The sequence below is a fragment of the Mesorhizobium sp. B2-4-14 genome, from assembly GCF_006442155.1.
In the GTDB taxonomy this organism is placed as follows: Bacteria; Pseudomonadota; Alphaproteobacteria; order Rhizobiales; family Rhizobiaceae; genus Mesorhizobium.
Window position 1 is genome coordinate 27,467 of sequence record NZ_VFVA01000033.1, and the last position, 16,478, is coordinate 43,944.

The following is a 16,478-nucleotide window of genomic DNA, read 5'->3' on the forward strand; positions in this document are numbered from 1 at the left end:
CCTTGATCCGCAGCGCACAAAAAAGGCCGGGTACTCGGCCTTTTTCTTGAAAACCAAGTGGCTTCAGCCGATCTTCTGGCCGGTCTTGGCCCAGTCGGCGAGGAAGGCGGCGAGGCCCTTGTCGGTCAGCGGATGGTTGACCAGCGCCTTCAGCGTCGCCGGCGGGGCGGTGATGACGTCGGCGCCGATGAGCGCGGCCTGCTTGACGTGGTTCACCGTGCGCACCGACGCGGTCAGGATCTCGGTCTGGTAATCATAATTGTCGTAGATCTGCCGGATTTCCTGGATCAGTTCCATGCCATCCGAGCCGGTGTCATCGATGCGGCCGACGAAGGGCGAGATGAACGAGGCGCCGGCCTTGGCGGCGAGCAGCGCCTGATTGGCCGAGAAGCACAGCGTGACGTTGACCATGCGGTTCATCTCGGTGCGGATCGTCTTGCAGGCCTTCAGGCCATCGAGCGTCAACGGCACCTTGATGCAGACATTGGGCGCGATCTTGGCCAGAACCTCGGCCTCCGCCATCATGTCCTTGTATTCGGTCGCCACCACTTCGGCCGAAACCGGGCCTTCGACGATGTCGCAGATCTGCTTGGTGACGTCGGCGATCTTGCCGCCGGATTTGAGAATGAGAGACGGATTGGTGGTGACGCCGTCGAGCAGCCCCAGATCGTTCAGCTCACGGATATCCTTGATGTCGGCGGTATCGACAAAAAATTTCATGGCGGTCTCCTGACGATTTCCTCGTGCTTGGGAAAGGCACGTTCAGCGTTACTCTTTGATCTAGACCAAAGTCGGGGCAAGGTCACGCCTCATGAGTGAAGATTCGCCCTTTGTCTCGGCCGCACCGGTGCTGGTGCCGATGCCGGCCGAACGCCCCTACACCTATGCCGTACCGGCCGGCATGCGTGTCGTGCCGGGCTCGATCGTGCGCGTGCCGCTTGGGCCGCGCCAGGTCGCCGGCATCGTCTGGGACGGCGCGGTCGAGAAGGTCGATGCGAAAAGGCTGCGCCCGATCGAACAGGTCTTCGACTGCCCGCCGATCGACCGTGCCATGCGCCGCTTCGTCGACTGGGTGGCGCAATACACGCTATCGGCGCCCGGCATGGTGGCGCGCATGCTGCTCAGGGCGCCGGAGGCTTTCGATCCCGAACCCTGGATCGAGGGGCTGCAGCGAACCACGGCCGTTCCCGACCGGATGACGGATGCGCGGTCGCGCGTGCTGGAGACGGCGGAGGGCGGTCTTGCCTGGACGCGTTCCGGCCTCGCCCACGCCGCCGGCGTGTCCTCGACGGTGATCGAGGGGCTCAAGGCGCAAGGCGTGTTCGAGACGGTGATGATCCCGCCGCGCCCGGTCGTGGCCGCGCCTGATCCGAACTATGCCGTGCCGGAGCTGATGCCGGACCAGAATGATGCCGCCTCGATGCTGCGCACCAATGTCGCGGCCGGTGCTTTCAATGTGGCGCTGCTCGACGGCGTCACCGGTTCGGGCAAGACGGAGGTTTATTTCGAGGCGGTGGCGGCGGCCCTCGACCAGGGCAAACAGGTGCTGATCCTGCTGCCGGAAATCGCGCTGACCCACGCGTTTCTGGAGCGCTTCCAGCGCCGCTTCGGCGCCAAGCCGGCCGAATGGCATTCGGACCTGCCGCCCAGGACGCGCGAAAAAGTCTGGCGGCAGGTGGCGGAAGGCCGCGTGCGCGTCGTTGCCGGCGCGCGCTCGGCGCTGTTCCTGCCGTTCAAGGAGCTTGGCCTGATCGTCGTCGACGAGGAGCACGACCCCGCCTACAAGCAGGAAGACCGCGTCTTCTACAATGCGCGCGACATGGCCGTGGTGCGCGGCCACATTGGTGGCTTTCCGGTGGTGCTGGCATCGGCCACGCCATCGGTCGAAAGCCGGGTCAACGCCAGCCAGGGCAAATACAACAGGGCTGTTCTTTCCGCCCGCTTCGCCGAGGCGGCATTGCCCGATCTCAAATCGATCGACATGCGCCGCGCGCCGCCGGCGCGTGGCGGCTTCCTGTCGCCGGTGCTGATCGAGCATATGCGCCGGACACTGGAGAAGAAGGAACAGTCGCTGCTGTTCCTCAACCGGCGCGGCTATGCGCCGCTGACGCTGTGCCGTGTCTGCGGTCACCGTTTCGGCTGCCCGGTCTGCTCGGCCTGGCTGGTCGAGCACCGCTTTCGCGGCCAGCTGGTCTGCCACCATTGCGGGCACAATGAGCGCCGCCCCGAGGCTTGCCCCGAATGCGGCACGCTCGATCATCTGGTCGCCTGCGGGCCGGGCGTCGAGCGCATCGCCGAGGAGGTCGTCACGCATTTCCCCGACGCGCGCACCATCGTCCTGTCGTCGGATCTGATGGGCGGCGTGCGGCGGCTGCGACTGGAACTGGAGGCGATCGCCGATGGCGAGGCCGATATCGTCATCGGCACGCAGCTGGTCGCCAAGGGGCACAACTTCCCCAACATGACGCTGGTCGGCGTCGTCGACGCCGACCTCGGTCTCGCCAATGGCGATCCGCGCGCCGCCGAGCGCACCTTTCAACTGCTCAGCCAGGTGACCGGCCGCGCCGGCCGCACGGGCAAGAAGAGCCTCGGCCTGCTGCAGACCTTCCAGCCCGACCATCCGGTGATGCGGGCGATCGTCTCCGGCGATTCGGAAGCCTTTTACGAGCGCGAGATCGCCGAGCGCGAACGGGCTGCCTTGCCGCCCTTCGGACGGCTCGCCGGCGTCATCGTCAGCGCGGTGACGCGAGCGGAGGCCGAGGGCCATGCGCGCGGCCTGCGCCGGGCGGCGCCCGAAGCGTCGGACCTGTTCGTGCTCGGGCCGGCCGAAGCGCCGTTGTCCCTGCTCGGCGGCCGCCATCGCTTCCGGCTTTTGATCCAGGGCGAACGGCGGGCCGACATGCAAGGTTTCATCCGCGCCATGCTGGCCAATGGCCCGAAACAGCGCGGCTCGGTCCGGGTGCAGGTCGATATCGATCCGCAGAGCTTTTTGTGAGAATGGATCAGTCGGGGCCTGGCGGATCTTGCAGTATATTCCAGCACCCAACATCAAGCGCTTCAAAGTGCCTGACGTTTGCCGTAAGCACGGTAAGCTCATTGGCTGCCGCCGTAGCAGCGATCAGTATGTCCGCCAAGTCCGGGTTCTTGCCTTTCGCAGAGACCGCTTCCTCCATTCGGCCCGCTCTTCGCGCTATGTCGGCATTGATCCCCAGAATTTGATCCGCGAATTCTTCAATGGTGTCATTGAGCCAGACAGCGAGGTTCTCGGCGCGCTTTGATGCCCCGGCACGATCGAGCTTGCGTATGCCTTTCTCGATTTCGGTGATAGCAATAACCGGTATGAAGAGCGTTTGCTGTTCACCTTGCGATACGATCCAATTGGCAATGTCTTTCGCAAGTGGCAGCCTGCCGGGCGCGAACGCCGATAAGATGGACGTGTCGAGAAGATAGCCGCTCAAAGATCGATATCCCGCGACGGTGACTCATTCCTTTCCAGCTCGATCCCTCCCGGGTAGCTCAGAAGAAACTCCCCGAAGTTTCGACGCTTGGCTGGATAAAGCTTTTGCAAGTCCTTGACCGAAACGACAGCCGCTGCTGGCTTACCGTGCTTTGTGATAATGGTGGGCTCGCCGCTCTCCGCGGCCTCGACGAGTGCCGAGAACCCTGCCTTGGCTTCCCGAACCTGCATTGTTTTCACGGCAATCTCCTTGTGGTCTCTTGTGGTCATAATATAGGAATTGCACGGTAAAGGAACAGCCCGTCATGAAAACCCTTGGCCTGCTCGGCGGCATGAGCTGGGAATCGACCGCCATCTACTACCGCCTGCTGAACGAGATCGTGCGCGAGCGCCTTGGCGGGCTGCATTCGGCGAAACTGCTGCTCTGGTCGTTCGATTTCGCCGAGATCGCCGAGCGGCAGCACCATGGCGACTGGGATGGCGCCGGCGTGCTTCTCGTCGAAGCGGCGCGCAAGCTGGAGGCGGGCGGCGCCGAAGGGCTGCTTTTGTGCACCAACACCATGCACAAGCTAGCCGACCAGGTGCAGGCGTCCATATTCATCCCGCTGATCCACATCGCCGATGCCACCGCGGTCGCGATCAAGCGCGCCGGCATGCAGCGCCCGGCGCTGCTGGCGACGCGGTTCACCATGGAGCAGGATTTCTATAAGCGCCGGCTCACCGACGAATATGGATTGCAGCCGGTGGTGCCGGACGCGGCCGGTCGCGACATGGTCCACCGCGTCATCTATGACGAGCTCTGCCAGGGCATCGTCACCGACGTTTCGAAGGCGGCCTATATCGCCGAGGTCGAGCGTCTGCGCCGGGAAGAGGCCGCCGACAGCCTCATCATGGGCTGCACCGAGATCACCATGCTGATTGGCCGCCGCGATTTCGACATTCCGGTCTTCGACACGACGCGCATCCATGCCGAGGCGGCAGTGCAATTCGCGCTCGGTTGATGCGCTTGGCCTAAAGTGCCTGGAGCCATCTGGCGCGGCGCTTTACCTCAGCTAGAATGCCAAAAATTTCAAAGCAGGCGTTTCGAGGGACAAGATGGATTTTGCGTTTCCATGGCCGACGAGCCAGGGCGAGTGGCTGGCCTGGTCGAGCGCCGTCGTCACAGTGCTGCTGGGCTTGCTGTTTTTCCTGGCGCCGGGCGTTGCCTTCCGCATCCTGCGCCTGCAGGCAAGGCCGGAGAAGGCAGCGGCAATCGCCGAGGGGCGCGGCAGGATGTCGGGCTTTTATCTCGGCGTCGGCCTGTGCTGCGTCCTGCTCGCGCAGCCATTGGTTTATATGGCACTCGGCTTCTCCTGGCTGTTCACCGCCTTTGGCCGCCTGCTGTCGATGATGTCGGATGGCGCCAACACACCTTTCAATTGGGTTTCCATTGTGGTGGAATTGGCCCTGGCGGCATTGCCGCTCGCCTTTGCCTTCGGCTTTGTGCCCTGAATCCAGGGGTATTGCGGTGTCGGAGGCGTCGATCTTTCGCCGGATGCGACAATAGTGCCTGAAAACCATGCGGAACGACGCATTGCGGTCTTAAAATGCCTGTGCTAGACGGCAATCGACTTTCGGCCGGGGATAGCGGAAGCCGCGCCTCCGTGCTTGAAAAAATGCAGTAAGGTCAAAGATTTAGCCAGAGTTTTTGCTCGCGCCAATAATCTGCGGCCTGTCAGACAAGAGAAAAGTCGGTCCGTGGCCCAATCGTCATCGCCAATCTCAGGTGTCGCAGAACGCTATGCGGGTTCGCTGTTCGAACTCGCGCTGCAGTCAAATTCCGTTGCCAAGGTCGAAGCCGACCTCAACAGTTTCGAAGCGATGCTCGCCGGTAGCGCCGACTTGGCGCGGCTGATCAACAGCCCGGTGTTTTCCAGTGAAGACCAGGCCAAGGCCATCGCGGCGATCGCCGACACGGCTGGCATCACCGGCCTCACCGGTAATTTCCTGCGCGTCGTGGCCAAGAATCGCCGCCTGTTCGCGGTGCCCGGCATGATCAAAGCGTTCCGCCAGATCGCAGCCGAACATCGCGGCGAGGCCGCCGCCGAAGTGACGTCGGCTCATGAACTGAGCGCTGCCCAGGAGGCCGAACTCAAGGCGACGCTGAAGAGCGTTGCCGGCAAGGACGTGGCCATCTCCGTTACCGTCGATCCGTCGCTGCTCGGCGGGCTGGTGGTCAAGATGGGCTCACGCCAGATCGATACGTCGCTCAAAACCAAACTCAATTCGCTCAAGCTTGCACTGAAAGAGGTCGGCTGATGGACATCCGCGCCGCGGAAATTTCCGCAATTCTGAAAGACCAGATCAAGAATTTCGGCAAGGAGGCCGAGGTCTCCGAAGTTGGACAGGTGCTGTCCGTCGGTGACGGTATCGCCCGCGTCTACGGCCTCGACAATGTCCAGGCCGGCGAGATGGTCGAATTCCCCGGCGGCATCCGCGGCATGGCGCTCAACCTCGAAGCCGACAATGTCGGCGTCGTCATCTTCGGCGCTGACCGCGACATCAAGGAAGGCGACACCGTCAAGCGCACCGGCGCCATTGTCGACGCGCCTGTCGGCCCCGGCCTGCTCGGCCGCGTCGTTGACGCGCTTGGCAACCCGATCGACGGCAAGGGCCCAATCAAGGCGACCGAGCGCAGGCGTGTCGACGTCAAGGCGCCCGGCATCATCCCGCGCAAGTCGGTGAACGAGCCGATGTCAACCGGCCTCAAGGCCATCGACGCGCTGATCCCGGTCGGTCGCGGCCAGCGCGAGCTGGTCATCGGCGACCGCCAGACCGGCAAGACCGCGATCATCCTCGACACGATGCTCAACCAGAAGTCGGTGCACGACAACGGCCCCGAGAAGGAAAAGCTCTACTGCGTCTACGTCGCCGTCGGCCAGAAGCGCTCGACCGTCGCGCAGTTCGTCAAGGTGCTGGAAGAGCGCGGCGCGCTTGAATATTCGATCATCGTCGCCGCCACCGCTTCCGATCCGGCGCCGATGCAGTTCCTGGCGCCGTTCACGGCCTGCACCATGGGCGAATTTTTCCGCGACAACGGCATGCATGCGCTGATCAGCTATGATGATCTGTCGAAGCAGGCCGTCGCCTACCGCCAGATGTCGCTGCTGCTGCGCCGCCCGCCGGGCCGCGAAGCCTATCCGGGCGACGTCTTCTACCTGCACTCGCGCCTGCTCGAGCGCGCCGCCAAGCTCAATGACGATCTCGGCGGTGGCTCGCTGACGGCCCTGCCGGTCATCGAGACGCAGGCCAACGACGTGTCGGCCTACATCCCGACCAACGTGATCTCGATCACCGACGGCCAGATCTTCCTCGAAACCAACCTGTTCTTCCAGGGCATCCGTCCGGCCGTCAACGTCGGCCTGTCGGTGTCGCGCGTCGGTTCCTCGGCGCAGATCAAGGCGATGAAGCAGGTCGCCGGCTCGATCAAGGGCGAGCTCGCGCAGTACCGCGAAATGGCGGCTTTCGCGCAGTTCGGCTCGGATCTCGATGCCGCCACGCAGCGCCTGCTCAACCGCGGATCGCGTTTGACCGAGCTCCTGAAGCAGCCGCAGTTCTCGCCGCTGAAGACGGAAGAGCAGGTCGCGGTGATCTTCGCCGGCGTCAACGGCTATCTCGACAAGCTTCCGGTCAACCAGGTCGGCAAGTTCGAGCATGGCCTGCTCAGCCACATGCGCTCGGCCGGCAAGGACGTTCTCGACGCCATCCGCAACGAAAAGGCGCTGTCGGACGATCTACGCGCCAAGCTGAAGGCCGAGATCGACGCTTTCGCCAAGACCTTCGCCTGAGCGAAGCGCCAGTCCGGATGAGACAAGACGGGATCAGGTTTGAAGCATGCCTTCATTAAAAGACCTTCGTAACCGTATCGCCTCGGTCAAGGCGACGCAGAAGATCACCAAGGCGATGCAGATGGTCGCCGCGGCGAAGCTGCGCCGCGCGCAAGAGGCCGCGGAAGCGGCGCGCCCCTATTCGGAGCGCATGGGTTCCGTGCTGGCCAACATCACCCAGGCGGTCGGCGGCGGTGGCGATGCCCCGGCGCTGATGACCGGCACCGGCAAGGATGATGTGCATCTGCTCATCGTCTGCACGGCCGAGCGCGGCCTTTGCGGCGGCTTCAATTCGCAGATCGCCCGTCATGCCCGCGACCACATCCGCCGGCTGCTGGCCGACGGCAAGCAGGTCAAGATCATCTGCGTCGGCAAGAAGGGTTTCGACATACTGCGCCGCGACTATGCGTCGATGATTCTCGAGCGTGTCGATCTGCGCGAGGTCAAGACGCTCGGCTTCGTCAATGCCGACGCGATAGCCCGCAAGGTCATCAATCTCTTCAACGAGGGCGCCTTCGACGTCTGCACCCTGTTCTACTCGCAGTTCAAGTCGGTGATCAGCCAGGTTCCGACCGCGCAGCAGATCATTCCGGCCGCTACCGCTTCTTCGGCCCAGGCCGAGTCGGCGGATGGCGCCAGCGCCGTTTATGAATATGAGCCGGAGCCGGGCGAAATCCTGTCCGACCTCATCCCGCGCAACATCGCGGTGCAGATCTTCCGCGCGCTGCTTGAAAACGCGGCCGGCGAAATGGGCGCCAAGATGAGCGCCATGGACAATGCGACGCGCAACGCCGGCGAGATGATCAACAAGCTGTCGATCACCTACAACCGTCAGCGGCAGGCGCAGATCACCAAGGAACTGATTGAAATCATTTCGGGCGCCGAGGCGCTCTAGGCGCGGTTCGCGGGTCATCGGCCCGCGACTGGACCGCGTGAAAAACAAAGGACGAAAAAGGGTAAAGACGATGGCGAAAGCAGCGACCCCCAAGACGGCGGCCCCGAAATCCGCGGTTCCCGCCAAGGCGGCAAAGGTTCCGGCAGCAGCGAAGGCGGCTCCTGCCAGCACGGCGGCAGCGCCGGCCATGGCAGCGGCGGCCGGGACTTCGGCAGTGGCGACCAAGGCAACGGGCGTAGTCGGCAAGGTCCGCCAGGTCATCGGCGCCGTCGTCGACGTTCAGTTCGGCGAGCATCTGCCGCCGATCCTGAACGCGCTGGAGACGACCAATGTCGGCAACCGGCTCGTGCTCGAAGTTGCCCAGCATCTTGGCGAGAACACCGTGCGCTGCATCGCCATGGACTCCACCGAAGGCCTGGTGCGCGGCCAGGAAGTGCGTGACACCGGCGGCCCGATCGCGGTTCCGGTCGGCCCCGGCATGCTCGGCCGCATCATCAACGTCATCGGCGAGCCGGTCGACGAAGCCGGCCCGGTCGACGCGGTCGAACTGCGTTCGATCCATCAGCCGGCTCCGGCCTATATCGACCAGTCGACGGAAGCGCAGATCCTGATCACCGGCATCAAGGTGCTCGACCTGCTCGCGCCTTACGCCAAGGGCGGCAAGATCGGCCTGTTCGGCGGCGCCGGCGTCGGCAAGACCGTGCTGATCCAGGAACTGATCAACAACATCGCCAAGGCGCATGGCGGCTATTCGGTGTTCGCCGGCGTCGGCGAGCGCACCCGCGAAGGCAACGACCTCTATCACGAGTTCATCGAGTCCGGCGTCAACAAGAAGGGCGGCGGCGAAGGCTCCAAGGCGGCACTGGTGTACGGCCAGATGAACGAGCCGCCGGGCGCGCGCGCCCGCGTCGGCCTGACCGGCCTGACGGTTGCCGAATATTTCCGCGACCAGGGCCAGGACGTGCTGTTCTTCGTCGACAACATCTTCCGCTTCACGCAGGCGGGTTCGGAAGTGTCCGCGCTTCTGGGCCGTATCCCGTCGGCCGTGGGCTATCAGCCGACGCTCGCCACCGACATGGGCGCGCTGCAGGAACGCATCACCACCACCACCAAGGGCTCGATCACCTCGGTGCAGGCCATCTACGTGCCGGCCGACGACTTGACCGACCCGGCGCCGGCGACCTCGTTCGCGCACCTTGACGCGACGACGACGCTTAACCGCGCCATCGCCGAAAAAGGCATTTACCCTGCGGTCGACCCGCTCGATTCGACCTCGCGCATGCTTGACCCGCTGGTCGTCGGCGACGAGCATTATGGCGTCGCCCGCCAGGTGCAGTCGATCCTCCAGCGCTACAAGTCGCTGCAGGACATCATCGCCATCCTGGGCATGGACGAGCTTTCCGAAGAGGATAAGCAGACGGTGGCGCGCGCCCGCAAGATCGAGCGCTTCCTGTCGCAGCCCTTTTTTGTCGCCGAAGTGTTCACCGGCGCGCCGGGCAAGCTGGTCGATCTCGCCGACACCATCAAGGGCTTCAAGGGCCTCTGCAACGGCGACTACGACCATCTTCCGGAAGCCGCCTTCTACATGGTCGGTGGCATCGAGGAAGCGGTCGAGAAGGCACAGCGCCTGGCGGCTGAAGCGGCGTAATCAAGGCAATAGGGAGTAGTCGGTAGTCGATAGTGAATAGCAGCTGGGTTATCGGGGCAGTTGTCCTCTCTCCCTACTTTCTACTCACTATTCCCTACTCGCTAAATGGACATGGCTGAAGCTTTCAAGTTCGAACTGGTCTCACCGGAGCGCCTGCTGGTTTCCGCCGAGGTCGAGTCGGTCGTCATCCCGGGCGCCGAGGGCGAGATGACCGTCATGGCGCATCACGCGCCGGTCATGACCACGATCCAGCCGGGTGTCGTCACGGTGAAGGCCGCGTCCGGCGGCGAAGAGCGGTATGTCGTGTTCGGCGGCTTCGCCGACATCGTCCCGGCCGGCTGCACGCTGCTGGCGGAATCGGCTGTCGCGGTGAAGGATGTCGACCGGGCCGATCTCGCGCGCCGCATCCAGGAAGCCAAGGAAGATGCCGCCGACGCCAAGGACGACCAGGCGCGCAGCAAGGCGGAACAGTTCCTCGGCCAGCTCACCACCCTGGAAGGCGCCATTCTGCCGGCCTGAGATCGGCACCAGATCACCGACTGAAAAGCGGGGCCTCGCCTCGCTTTTTTGTTTAAAAGTCCAATGCAGCGATGGCCGCTGCCGGTCCGCCGCCGCGCACCTGTCCGAGACTGTCGGCGACAAGACCTATCAGTGTTTCGCGCGCCCGGTCGCCCATGGCAAAGCCGGCCACGTCGAACGCCGCCGCCACCGTTTCGTCCGCCGGCGACCGTCGGTCAAGAAGTGCCGTCAGCGGTCCATCGAGCGGATCGGTGAAATGCGCTTCCGGCAGCGACTTGCCGCGCGCTTCACAAGCCGCGATCCACGCAGCGACCACTAGCGCGAGATGCCTTGGCGCGGCACTTGCGTGGAGACGTTCGATCGCGCCAGCAACGATGCGCTGCGGCAGCTTCTGGCTGCCGTCATTGGCGATCTGCGCCGTGCGGTGGGCGAGCGCTGTGTTGGAGAACCGCTCGGCAAGTTCCGCCGTATAGGCGGATGTGTTGAGCCCGGCGTCCGTCGGCAATGTCGGGATGGCCTCGGCCCACAGCGCATCGACAAAGCTTCTTATCGCCGGATCGGCAAAGGCGCGATCGACGGTGGCGTGGCCGCTGAGCAGGCCGAGATAGGCGATGGCCGAATGCGCACCGTTGAGCAGCCTCAGCTTCATGTCCTCGAAGGGCCTGACATCATCGACCATGGTGACGCCGAATTTTTCCCAGGCAGGACGGCCCGACGGAAACTTGTCTTCGACCACCCATTGGCGGAAGGGCTCGGTCATCACGGGCCAGGCATCCTCGACACCGAGTTCGCCTGATATCCTTGCCCGGTCGGCATCCGTGGTCGCCGGGACGATGCGGTCGACCATGCTCGACGGAAATGCGACCCGGTCGGCAATGTGCGGAGCGAGGCTGGGTTCGCCCGTTGAGCCGAGCCCGGCATCGCGCAACGTTGCGAATTCGGTCAGCAGCCGGTGCAAGGTGGCGCCGTTGGCGGGCAGGTTGTCGCAACAGAGCACGGTGAAGGGCGGTGTGCCGGCGGCCCGCCTGCGGGCAAGCGCTTCGGCGAGAAAACCATGCGCCGTCCTAGGCGCCCCGGGATTGGCGAGATCGTGGACGATGTCGGGATGCGTGGTGTCCAGTCCGCCGCCCGCCGCCCTCAGATAAGCCTTCTCGGTGATGGTCAGCGTGACGATGCGGGTGTGCGGATCGGTCAGCGCCGCCAGCACCGCGTCCGGATCTTCCGGCGCGACCAGCATCGAACCGACGGAACCGATGACCTGAAGCCGCTCTCCGCCGCTGCCGCGGATTGCCAGCGTGTAGAGCCCATCCTGCGGCGCCAGCGCGTCGCGCGTGTCGGCGCTGCGCAAGGAGACGCCTGTTATGCCCCAGTCCGTCTCGCCCGCCGCCAGGCAGTCGTCGACATAGGCGGCCTGATGGGCCCGATGGAAAGCTCCGACGCCGAGATGCACGAGACCCGGGACAATACGGCTGCGGTCATAGGAGGGTGTCGCGACCGCTGCCGGTAACGCCTGAACGGTTTTGCCCGAGAGACGGTTATTCGTCGTGGCGCGGCTGGTCTGGTCGGACGGCATGAAATCGCCTCAGCACTGATCGGCAGACGGCGTAACATCCGATCTCCTGCCACACAATGAGAGAAGTCATCATACAACAATCTAATTTTTGTATGTTGACATTATTTCCCGCCGAACCTACCGATAGCGCCTTCGGGAGGATGACCGTGGCACTGATCAATGCGGATTTGCTGTTTCCCACCGAGGCCCATCCGCGTTCGATCGCCCGGGGCCTTTATGCCGGGATCAAGGACCTGCCGATCGTCAGCCCGCACGGCCACACCGATCCGCGCTGGTATGCGCTCAACGAGCCGTTCCCGGATCCGGCGCAATTGCTCATCGTGCCCGACCACTACATTTTCCGCATGCTGTTCAGCCAGGGCGTGCGGCTGGAGGATCTCGGCGTGCCGACCGTGGACGGCGCGCCGGTCGAGACCGACGGCAGGACGATCTGGCGGCGCTTCGCCGAGCACTATCATCTGTTCCGGGGCACGCCTACGCGGCTGTGGTTCGACCATGTGCTGGAGCATCTGTTCGGCATCGACGAGCCGCTGAGTGCCGCGACGGCCGACCGTCACTACGACATGATCGCGACCTTGCTGCAGTGGGAGAATTTCCGCCCCCGCGCCCTGTTCGAGCGCTTCAACATCGAGGTCATCGCGACGACCGAAGGTGCACTGGACGATCTCAAGTGGCACAGCATGATCCGCGACAGTGGCTGGGATGGCCACGTCGTCACCGCCTATCGGCCGGACGCGGTTGTCGATCCCGATTTCGAGGGGTTCTCGGCCAATCTCGATCGGCTCGGCGAAATCACCGGCCGCGACACCGGCACCTGGGCCGGCTATCTCGACGCGCATCGCCAGCGCCGCGCCTTCTTCAAGGAGTTTGGCGCAACCTCGTCCGATCACGGCCATCCGACCGCCGAGACGGCCAATCTTTCCGATGCGGCGGCGCAAGAGCTGTTCAACCGCATCCGCGGCGGCTCGGAGGACGAACGCGAGCGAAAACTGTTCCGCGCCCAGATGCTGACCGAGATGGCCAAGATGAGCCGGGACGACGGGCTGGTGCTGCAGATCCACCCCGGCTCCTGGCGCAACCATTCGCCTGGCATCTTCCACAAGTTCGGCCGCGACAAGGGCTTCGATATCCCGACGCGGACCGATTATGTGACGGCGCTGAAACCACTGCTCGATTGCGTCGGGCTGGAACGCGACCTGACCGTCATCGTCTTCACGCTGGACGAAAGCAGCTATGCGCGCGAACTGGCGCCGCTTGCCGGCGTCTATCCGGCACTGAAGCTCGGGCCAGCCTGGTGGTTCCATGACAGTCCGGAAGGTATGCGCCGTTTCCGCGAGATGACGACGGAAACAGCGGGCTTCTACAACACCGTCGGTTTCAACGACGACACCCGTGCCTTTCCCTCGATCCCGGCTCGTCATGACGTGGCCCGGCGGGTCGACTGTGCGTTCCTCGCGCGCCTCGTCGCCGCGCACCGGCTGCGCGAGGACGAGGCGCATGAACTGGCCAGAGAGCTTGCCTACACGCTTGCCAAGAAGGCGTACCGGCTGTGAGCCGGGCGTTTTGATTTCAAAGGGAGGAAGTCATGTTGTTTTTATCGAAAGTGACGGCGGCCACATTCGCCTTCGGCTCGCTGCTGATCGGCATTGCCAACGCTGAAACCGTACTGCGATCGTCGGATACCCATCCGGACGGCTATCCGACGGTCGAGGCGGTGAAATACATGGGTGACCTGATCAAACAGCGCAGCAATGGCCGCTATTCGATCGAGGTCTATCATTCCGCGCAGCTTGGCGAGGAAAAGGACACGATCGAACAGACCCAGGCCGGCGTCATCGATCTCGACCGCGTCTCGATGGGTCCATTCAACGGCATCGTACCGGAAACCGCGGTGCCGTCGCTGCCCTACATGTTCCGCTCGGTCGAGCATATGCGCCATGTCATGGACGGTCCGATCGGCGATCAGATCCTGAAGGCCTTCGAGGCGCATGACCTCATCGGCCTGGCCTTCTACGATTCGGGCGCGCGTTCCTTCTACAACACCAAGAAGGACATCACCTCGATGGTCGACATGCAGGGCATGAAGTTCCGCGTCATCCAGTCGGACGTGTTCGTCGACATGGTCAATGCGCTCGGCGCCAATGCCACGCCAATGGCCTATGGCGAGGTGTATTCGGCACTGCAGACAGGCGTTATCGACGGTGCCGAGAACAACTGGCCGAGCTTCGAATCCGCCAAGCATTACGAAGTTGCCAAGCACTATACGATGGACGAACACCAGATCGTCCCGGAAGTGCTGGTGATGTCCAAGGCCAGCTGGGGCAAGCTGTCGCCGGAAGACCAGGCGATCGTGCGGCAAGCAGCCAAGGACAGCGTCGTCAAGATGCGCGAACTCTGGGACGCGCAGGAGAAGAAGTCGCGCGGCATAGTCGAGGCCGCCGGCGTGAAGGTTAGCGACATCGACAAGCAGCCGCTGATCGATGCGATGAAGCCTGTCTACGACAAGTATTTGTCGACGCCCGAGCTGAAAGACCTGGCCGCTCGGATACAAGCCGAGAAATGACGATGACGGGCAGCACGCCGGGCAGCGCGGAGACCCCCGCGCTGCCTTCCGGCCGGTCGGGCCAGACTGGGTTCTGGCTGCGGGCGGAGCGCCTTCTTTCCGGGCTTGCCCGGCTGGCCCTATGGGTCAGCGGAGCGGGATTGACGCTGATGACGATTATCATCTTCTGGCAGGTGTTCTCGCGCTACGTGCTCAACCGGTCGCCAAGCTGGACCGAATCCTTCTCGGTGCTTTTGATGGGATGGTTCATCTTCCTGGGCGCCGCGGTCGGTGTGCGCGAACGCACGCATCTTGGTTTCGATGTGCTGCTCTATGTGTTGCCCGCCTCGGCGAAGGCGGTGCTGCGCAGTATTTCCGACCTTGTCGTTCTGGCCTTCGGCGCCGGCATGATCATCTACGGCATACAACTGGCAAGGCTGACCTGGAATACCGTGATGCCCTCGCTCGCCCTGCCGGGCGGGGTCAGCTTCCTGCCGGTTATTCTGGGCGGTGCGCTGGTTTGCCTGTTTTCGCTGGAGCGCCTGGCCGGGCGTTTTGCCGGATTGCCGGTCGACGCCGACATTTATGCGACCGGCGAGGAGCCCTGAACCATGGCGCTGATCGTCCTGTTCGGAACCTTTGTGTTCCTGCTCGTTATCGGCACGCCGATCGCCTTCTGCCTCGGCGTTGCCAGCTTCGCGACGATCCTCATACTGGGCCTGCCGCCGGTGGTGGTGTTCCAGCGGCTCAATTCCGGGGTCAGCGTGTTCTCGCTGATGGCCATTCCCTTCTTCATCTTCGCCGGCGATCTGATGGTGCGCGGCGGGATCGCGGCGCGCCTGGTGGCGCTGGCCGGATCGCTGGTCGGCCATCTGCGCGGCGGCCTGGGCCAGGTGAACATCGCCGCCTCGACCATGTTCGGCGGCATTTCCGGATCGGCGGTGGCGGACGCCTCGGCGGTCGGCGGGCTGATGATCCCGCAGATGAAGGCGCGCGGCTACGGCGTCGACTATGCCGTCAACATCACCTCGGTCGGCGCCATCATCGCCTTGCTGATCCCGCCGTCGCACAACATGATCATCTATTCGATCTCGGCTGGCGGCCGCATCTCGATCGCCGACCTGTTCACGGCGGGCGTCATACCAGGCCTGCTCTTGGCGCTTTCGCTGATGATCACGGCCTATTGGGTCGCCAGCCGGCGCGGCTATCCCACCGAGCCCTTCGCCGGCTTCGGTCGCGCGATGCAACTTCTTGTCGCCGCTATTCCTGGCCTCGTGCTGATCGGCATCATCTTCGGCGGCGTCAGGTCGGGCGTCTTCACGGCGACGGAAAGCTCGTGCATCGCCATCGTCTACGCCTTCCTGGTGACGCTTGTCATCTACCGTTCGATGAGCTGGGGCGACTTCGTCGCCGCGACCACGGCGGCGGTGCGCACGACGGCGATGGTGCTGATGATCATCGGCTGCGCCGCCGCCTTTGGCTGGCTGCTCGCCTATCTCAGGGTTCCCGCCGCGCTGGTCGCCTTTCTACAGTCGGTATCCGACAACAAGCTGGTCATCCTGCTGTTGATCAACATCGTCCTGCTCATCCTCGGTACATTCATGGACATGTCGCCGCTGATCATCATCACCACCCCGATCTTCCTGCCCGTGGTCATGGCCTATGGCGTCGATCCCGTGCATTTCGGCGTCATCCTGATCCTCAATCTCGGCATCGGCCTGTGCACGCCGCCGGTGGGCGCCGTGCTCTTCGTCAGCTGCGCCATCGGCCGCATCCCGATCTGGACGGCGATGCGCTCGATCTGGCCGTTCTATGGCGCGGCCTTCGCCGTGCTGATGCTCGTCACCTACATACCGGAAATCTCGTTATGGCTGCCGAGCCTGTTCCACTAGAGCGGGCCAGCGACGGATAGAATCGCTGGCCCGCTCCAACTTTTTGTTTTTACGCAATTCCGGACGGAAGACGGCTACGCACTTTC

Annotated in this window: 16 protein-coding genes; 12 read left to right on the forward strand and 4 right to left on the reverse strand. The window is 63.7% G+C overall.

Annotated elements, in window-relative coordinates:
* Nucleotides 1-63 precede the first annotated feature (63 nt).
* Entirely contained in the window at nucleotides 64-720 is a 657-nt protein-coding gene (fsa, locus tag FJ938_RS23545) for a fructose-6-phosphate aldolase (protein ID WP_140697902.1), read from the reverse strand.
* Nucleotides 721-811: 91 nt separating this feature from the next.
* Here fsa and FJ938_RS23550 point away from each other — a divergent pair, with 91 nt between their 5' ends.
* Nucleotides 812-2,995, forward strand: a complete 2,184-nt coding sequence (locus tag FJ938_RS23550; protein ID WP_140697905.1) for a primosomal protein N' — start codon at nucleotides 812-814, stop codon at nucleotides 2,993-2,995.
* 7 nt (nucleotides 2,996-3,002) lie between these two features.
* Here FJ938_RS23550 and FJ938_RS23555 read toward each other — a convergent pair whose 3' ends face one another.
* Together FJ938_RS23555 and FJ938_RS23560 are read right to left on the reverse strand one after the other, a co-directional pair.
* Nucleotides 3,003-3,458 (reverse strand): type II toxin-antitoxin system VapC family toxin, encoded by a 456-nt coding sequence (locus FJ938_RS23555; RefSeq protein ID WP_140697908.1) that lies wholly within the window; start codon nucleotides 3,456-3,458, stop codon nucleotides 3,003-3,005.
* Entirely contained in the window at nucleotides 3,455-3,697 is a 243-nt protein-coding gene (locus tag FJ938_RS23560; RefSeq protein ID WP_140697911.1) for a type II toxin-antitoxin system Phd/YefM family antitoxin, read from the reverse strand. Before FJ938_RS23560 ends, FJ938_RS23555 begins: the two co-directional genes overlap by 4 nt.
* Nucleotides 3,698-3,762: 65 nt before the next feature.
* Here FJ938_RS23560 and FJ938_RS23565 point away from each other — a divergent pair, with 65 nt between their 5' ends.
* The 7 genes from FJ938_RS23565 to FJ938_RS23595 all read left to right on the forward strand — a co-directional run bounded on the left by FJ938_RS23565 (nucleotide 3,763) and on the right by FJ938_RS23595 (nucleotide 10,385).
* Nucleotides 3,763-4,458, forward strand: a complete 696-nt coding sequence (locus tag FJ938_RS23565; protein ID WP_140697914.1) for an aspartate/glutamate racemase family protein — start codon at nucleotides 3,763-3,765, stop codon at nucleotides 4,456-4,458.
* Nucleotides 4,459-4,552: 94 nt separating this feature from the next.
* Nucleotides 4,553-4,948: a DUF4345 family protein gene (locus FJ938_RS23570; protein WP_140612232.1), complete on the forward strand. Its 396-nt coding sequence runs from the start codon at nucleotides 4,553-4,555 to the stop codon at nucleotides 4,946-4,948.
* 246 nt (nucleotides 4,949-5,194) lie between these two features.
* Entirely contained in the window at nucleotides 5,195-5,755 is a 561-nt protein-coding gene (locus FJ938_RS23575; protein ID WP_140697917.1) for a F0F1 ATP synthase subunit delta, read from the forward strand.
* Entirely contained in the window at nucleotides 5,755-7,284 is a 1,530-nt protein-coding gene (gene atpA / locus FJ938_RS23580) for a F0F1 ATP synthase subunit alpha (RefSeq protein ID WP_140697920.1), read from the forward strand. The genes FJ938_RS23575 and atpA overlap by 1 nt, the downstream gene beginning before the upstream one ends.
* 46 nt (nucleotides 7,285-7,330) lie before the next feature.
* Entirely contained in the window at nucleotides 7,331-8,218 is an 888-nt protein-coding gene (locus tag FJ938_RS23585) for a F0F1 ATP synthase subunit gamma (protein WP_140697923.1), read from the forward strand.
* 70 nt (nucleotides 8,219-8,288) lie between these two features.
* Entirely contained in the window at nucleotides 8,289-9,866 is a 1,578-nt protein-coding gene (gene atpD, locus FJ938_RS23590) for a F0F1 ATP synthase subunit beta (protein ID WP_181169168.1), read from the forward strand.
* Between the two features lie 111 nt (nucleotides 9,867-9,977).
* Complete coding sequence (locus FJ938_RS23595; protein ID WP_140697926.1) at nucleotides 9,978-10,385, forward strand: F0F1 ATP synthase subunit epsilon; 408 nt, start codon at nucleotides 9,978-9,980, stop codon at nucleotides 10,383-10,385.
* A gap of 52 nt (nucleotides 10,386-10,437) precedes the next feature.
* On the opposite strand, the gene FJ938_RS23600 is transcribed toward FJ938_RS23595, so the two are convergent.
* The gene (locus FJ938_RS23600) at nucleotides 10,438-11,958 is read right to left on the reverse strand and encodes a mannitol dehydrogenase family protein (protein ID WP_140697928.1); all 1,521 of its coding nucleotides are present in this window, start codon (nucleotides 11,956-11,958) and stop codon (nucleotides 10,438-10,440) included.
* 140 nt (nucleotides 11,959-12,098) lie between these two features.
* Between FJ938_RS23600 and uxaC the strand changes: the two genes are divergently transcribed.
* From uxaC to FJ938_RS23620, 4 genes are read left to right on the forward strand one after another with little or no spacing between them, the layout of a single operon-like run.
* Nucleotides 12,099-13,511 (forward strand): glucuronate isomerase, encoded by a 1,413-nt coding sequence (uxaC, locus tag FJ938_RS23605; RefSeq protein WP_140697930.1) that lies wholly within the window; start codon nucleotides 12,099-12,101, stop codon nucleotides 13,509-13,511.
* Between the two features lie 32 nt (nucleotides 13,512-13,543).
* On the forward strand, nucleotides 13,544-14,521 hold the full coding sequence (locus FJ938_RS23610; RefSeq protein WP_140612245.1) for a TRAP transporter substrate-binding protein: 978 nt from the start codon (nucleotides 13,544-13,546) through the stop codon (nucleotides 14,519-14,521).
* Nucleotides 14,522-14,523: 2 nt separating this feature from the next.
* On the forward strand, nucleotides 14,524-15,108 hold the full coding sequence (locus FJ938_RS23615; protein ID WP_181165712.1) for a TRAP transporter small permease: 585 nt from the start codon (nucleotides 14,524-14,526) through the stop codon (nucleotides 15,106-15,108).
* Between the two features lie 3 nt (nucleotides 15,109-15,111).
* Nucleotides 15,112-16,392: a TRAP transporter large permease gene (locus tag FJ938_RS23620; RefSeq protein ID WP_140697932.1), complete on the forward strand. Its 1,281-nt coding sequence runs from the start codon at nucleotides 15,112-15,114 to the stop codon at nucleotides 16,390-16,392.
* Nucleotides 16,393-16,478: the final 86 nt, after the last annotated feature.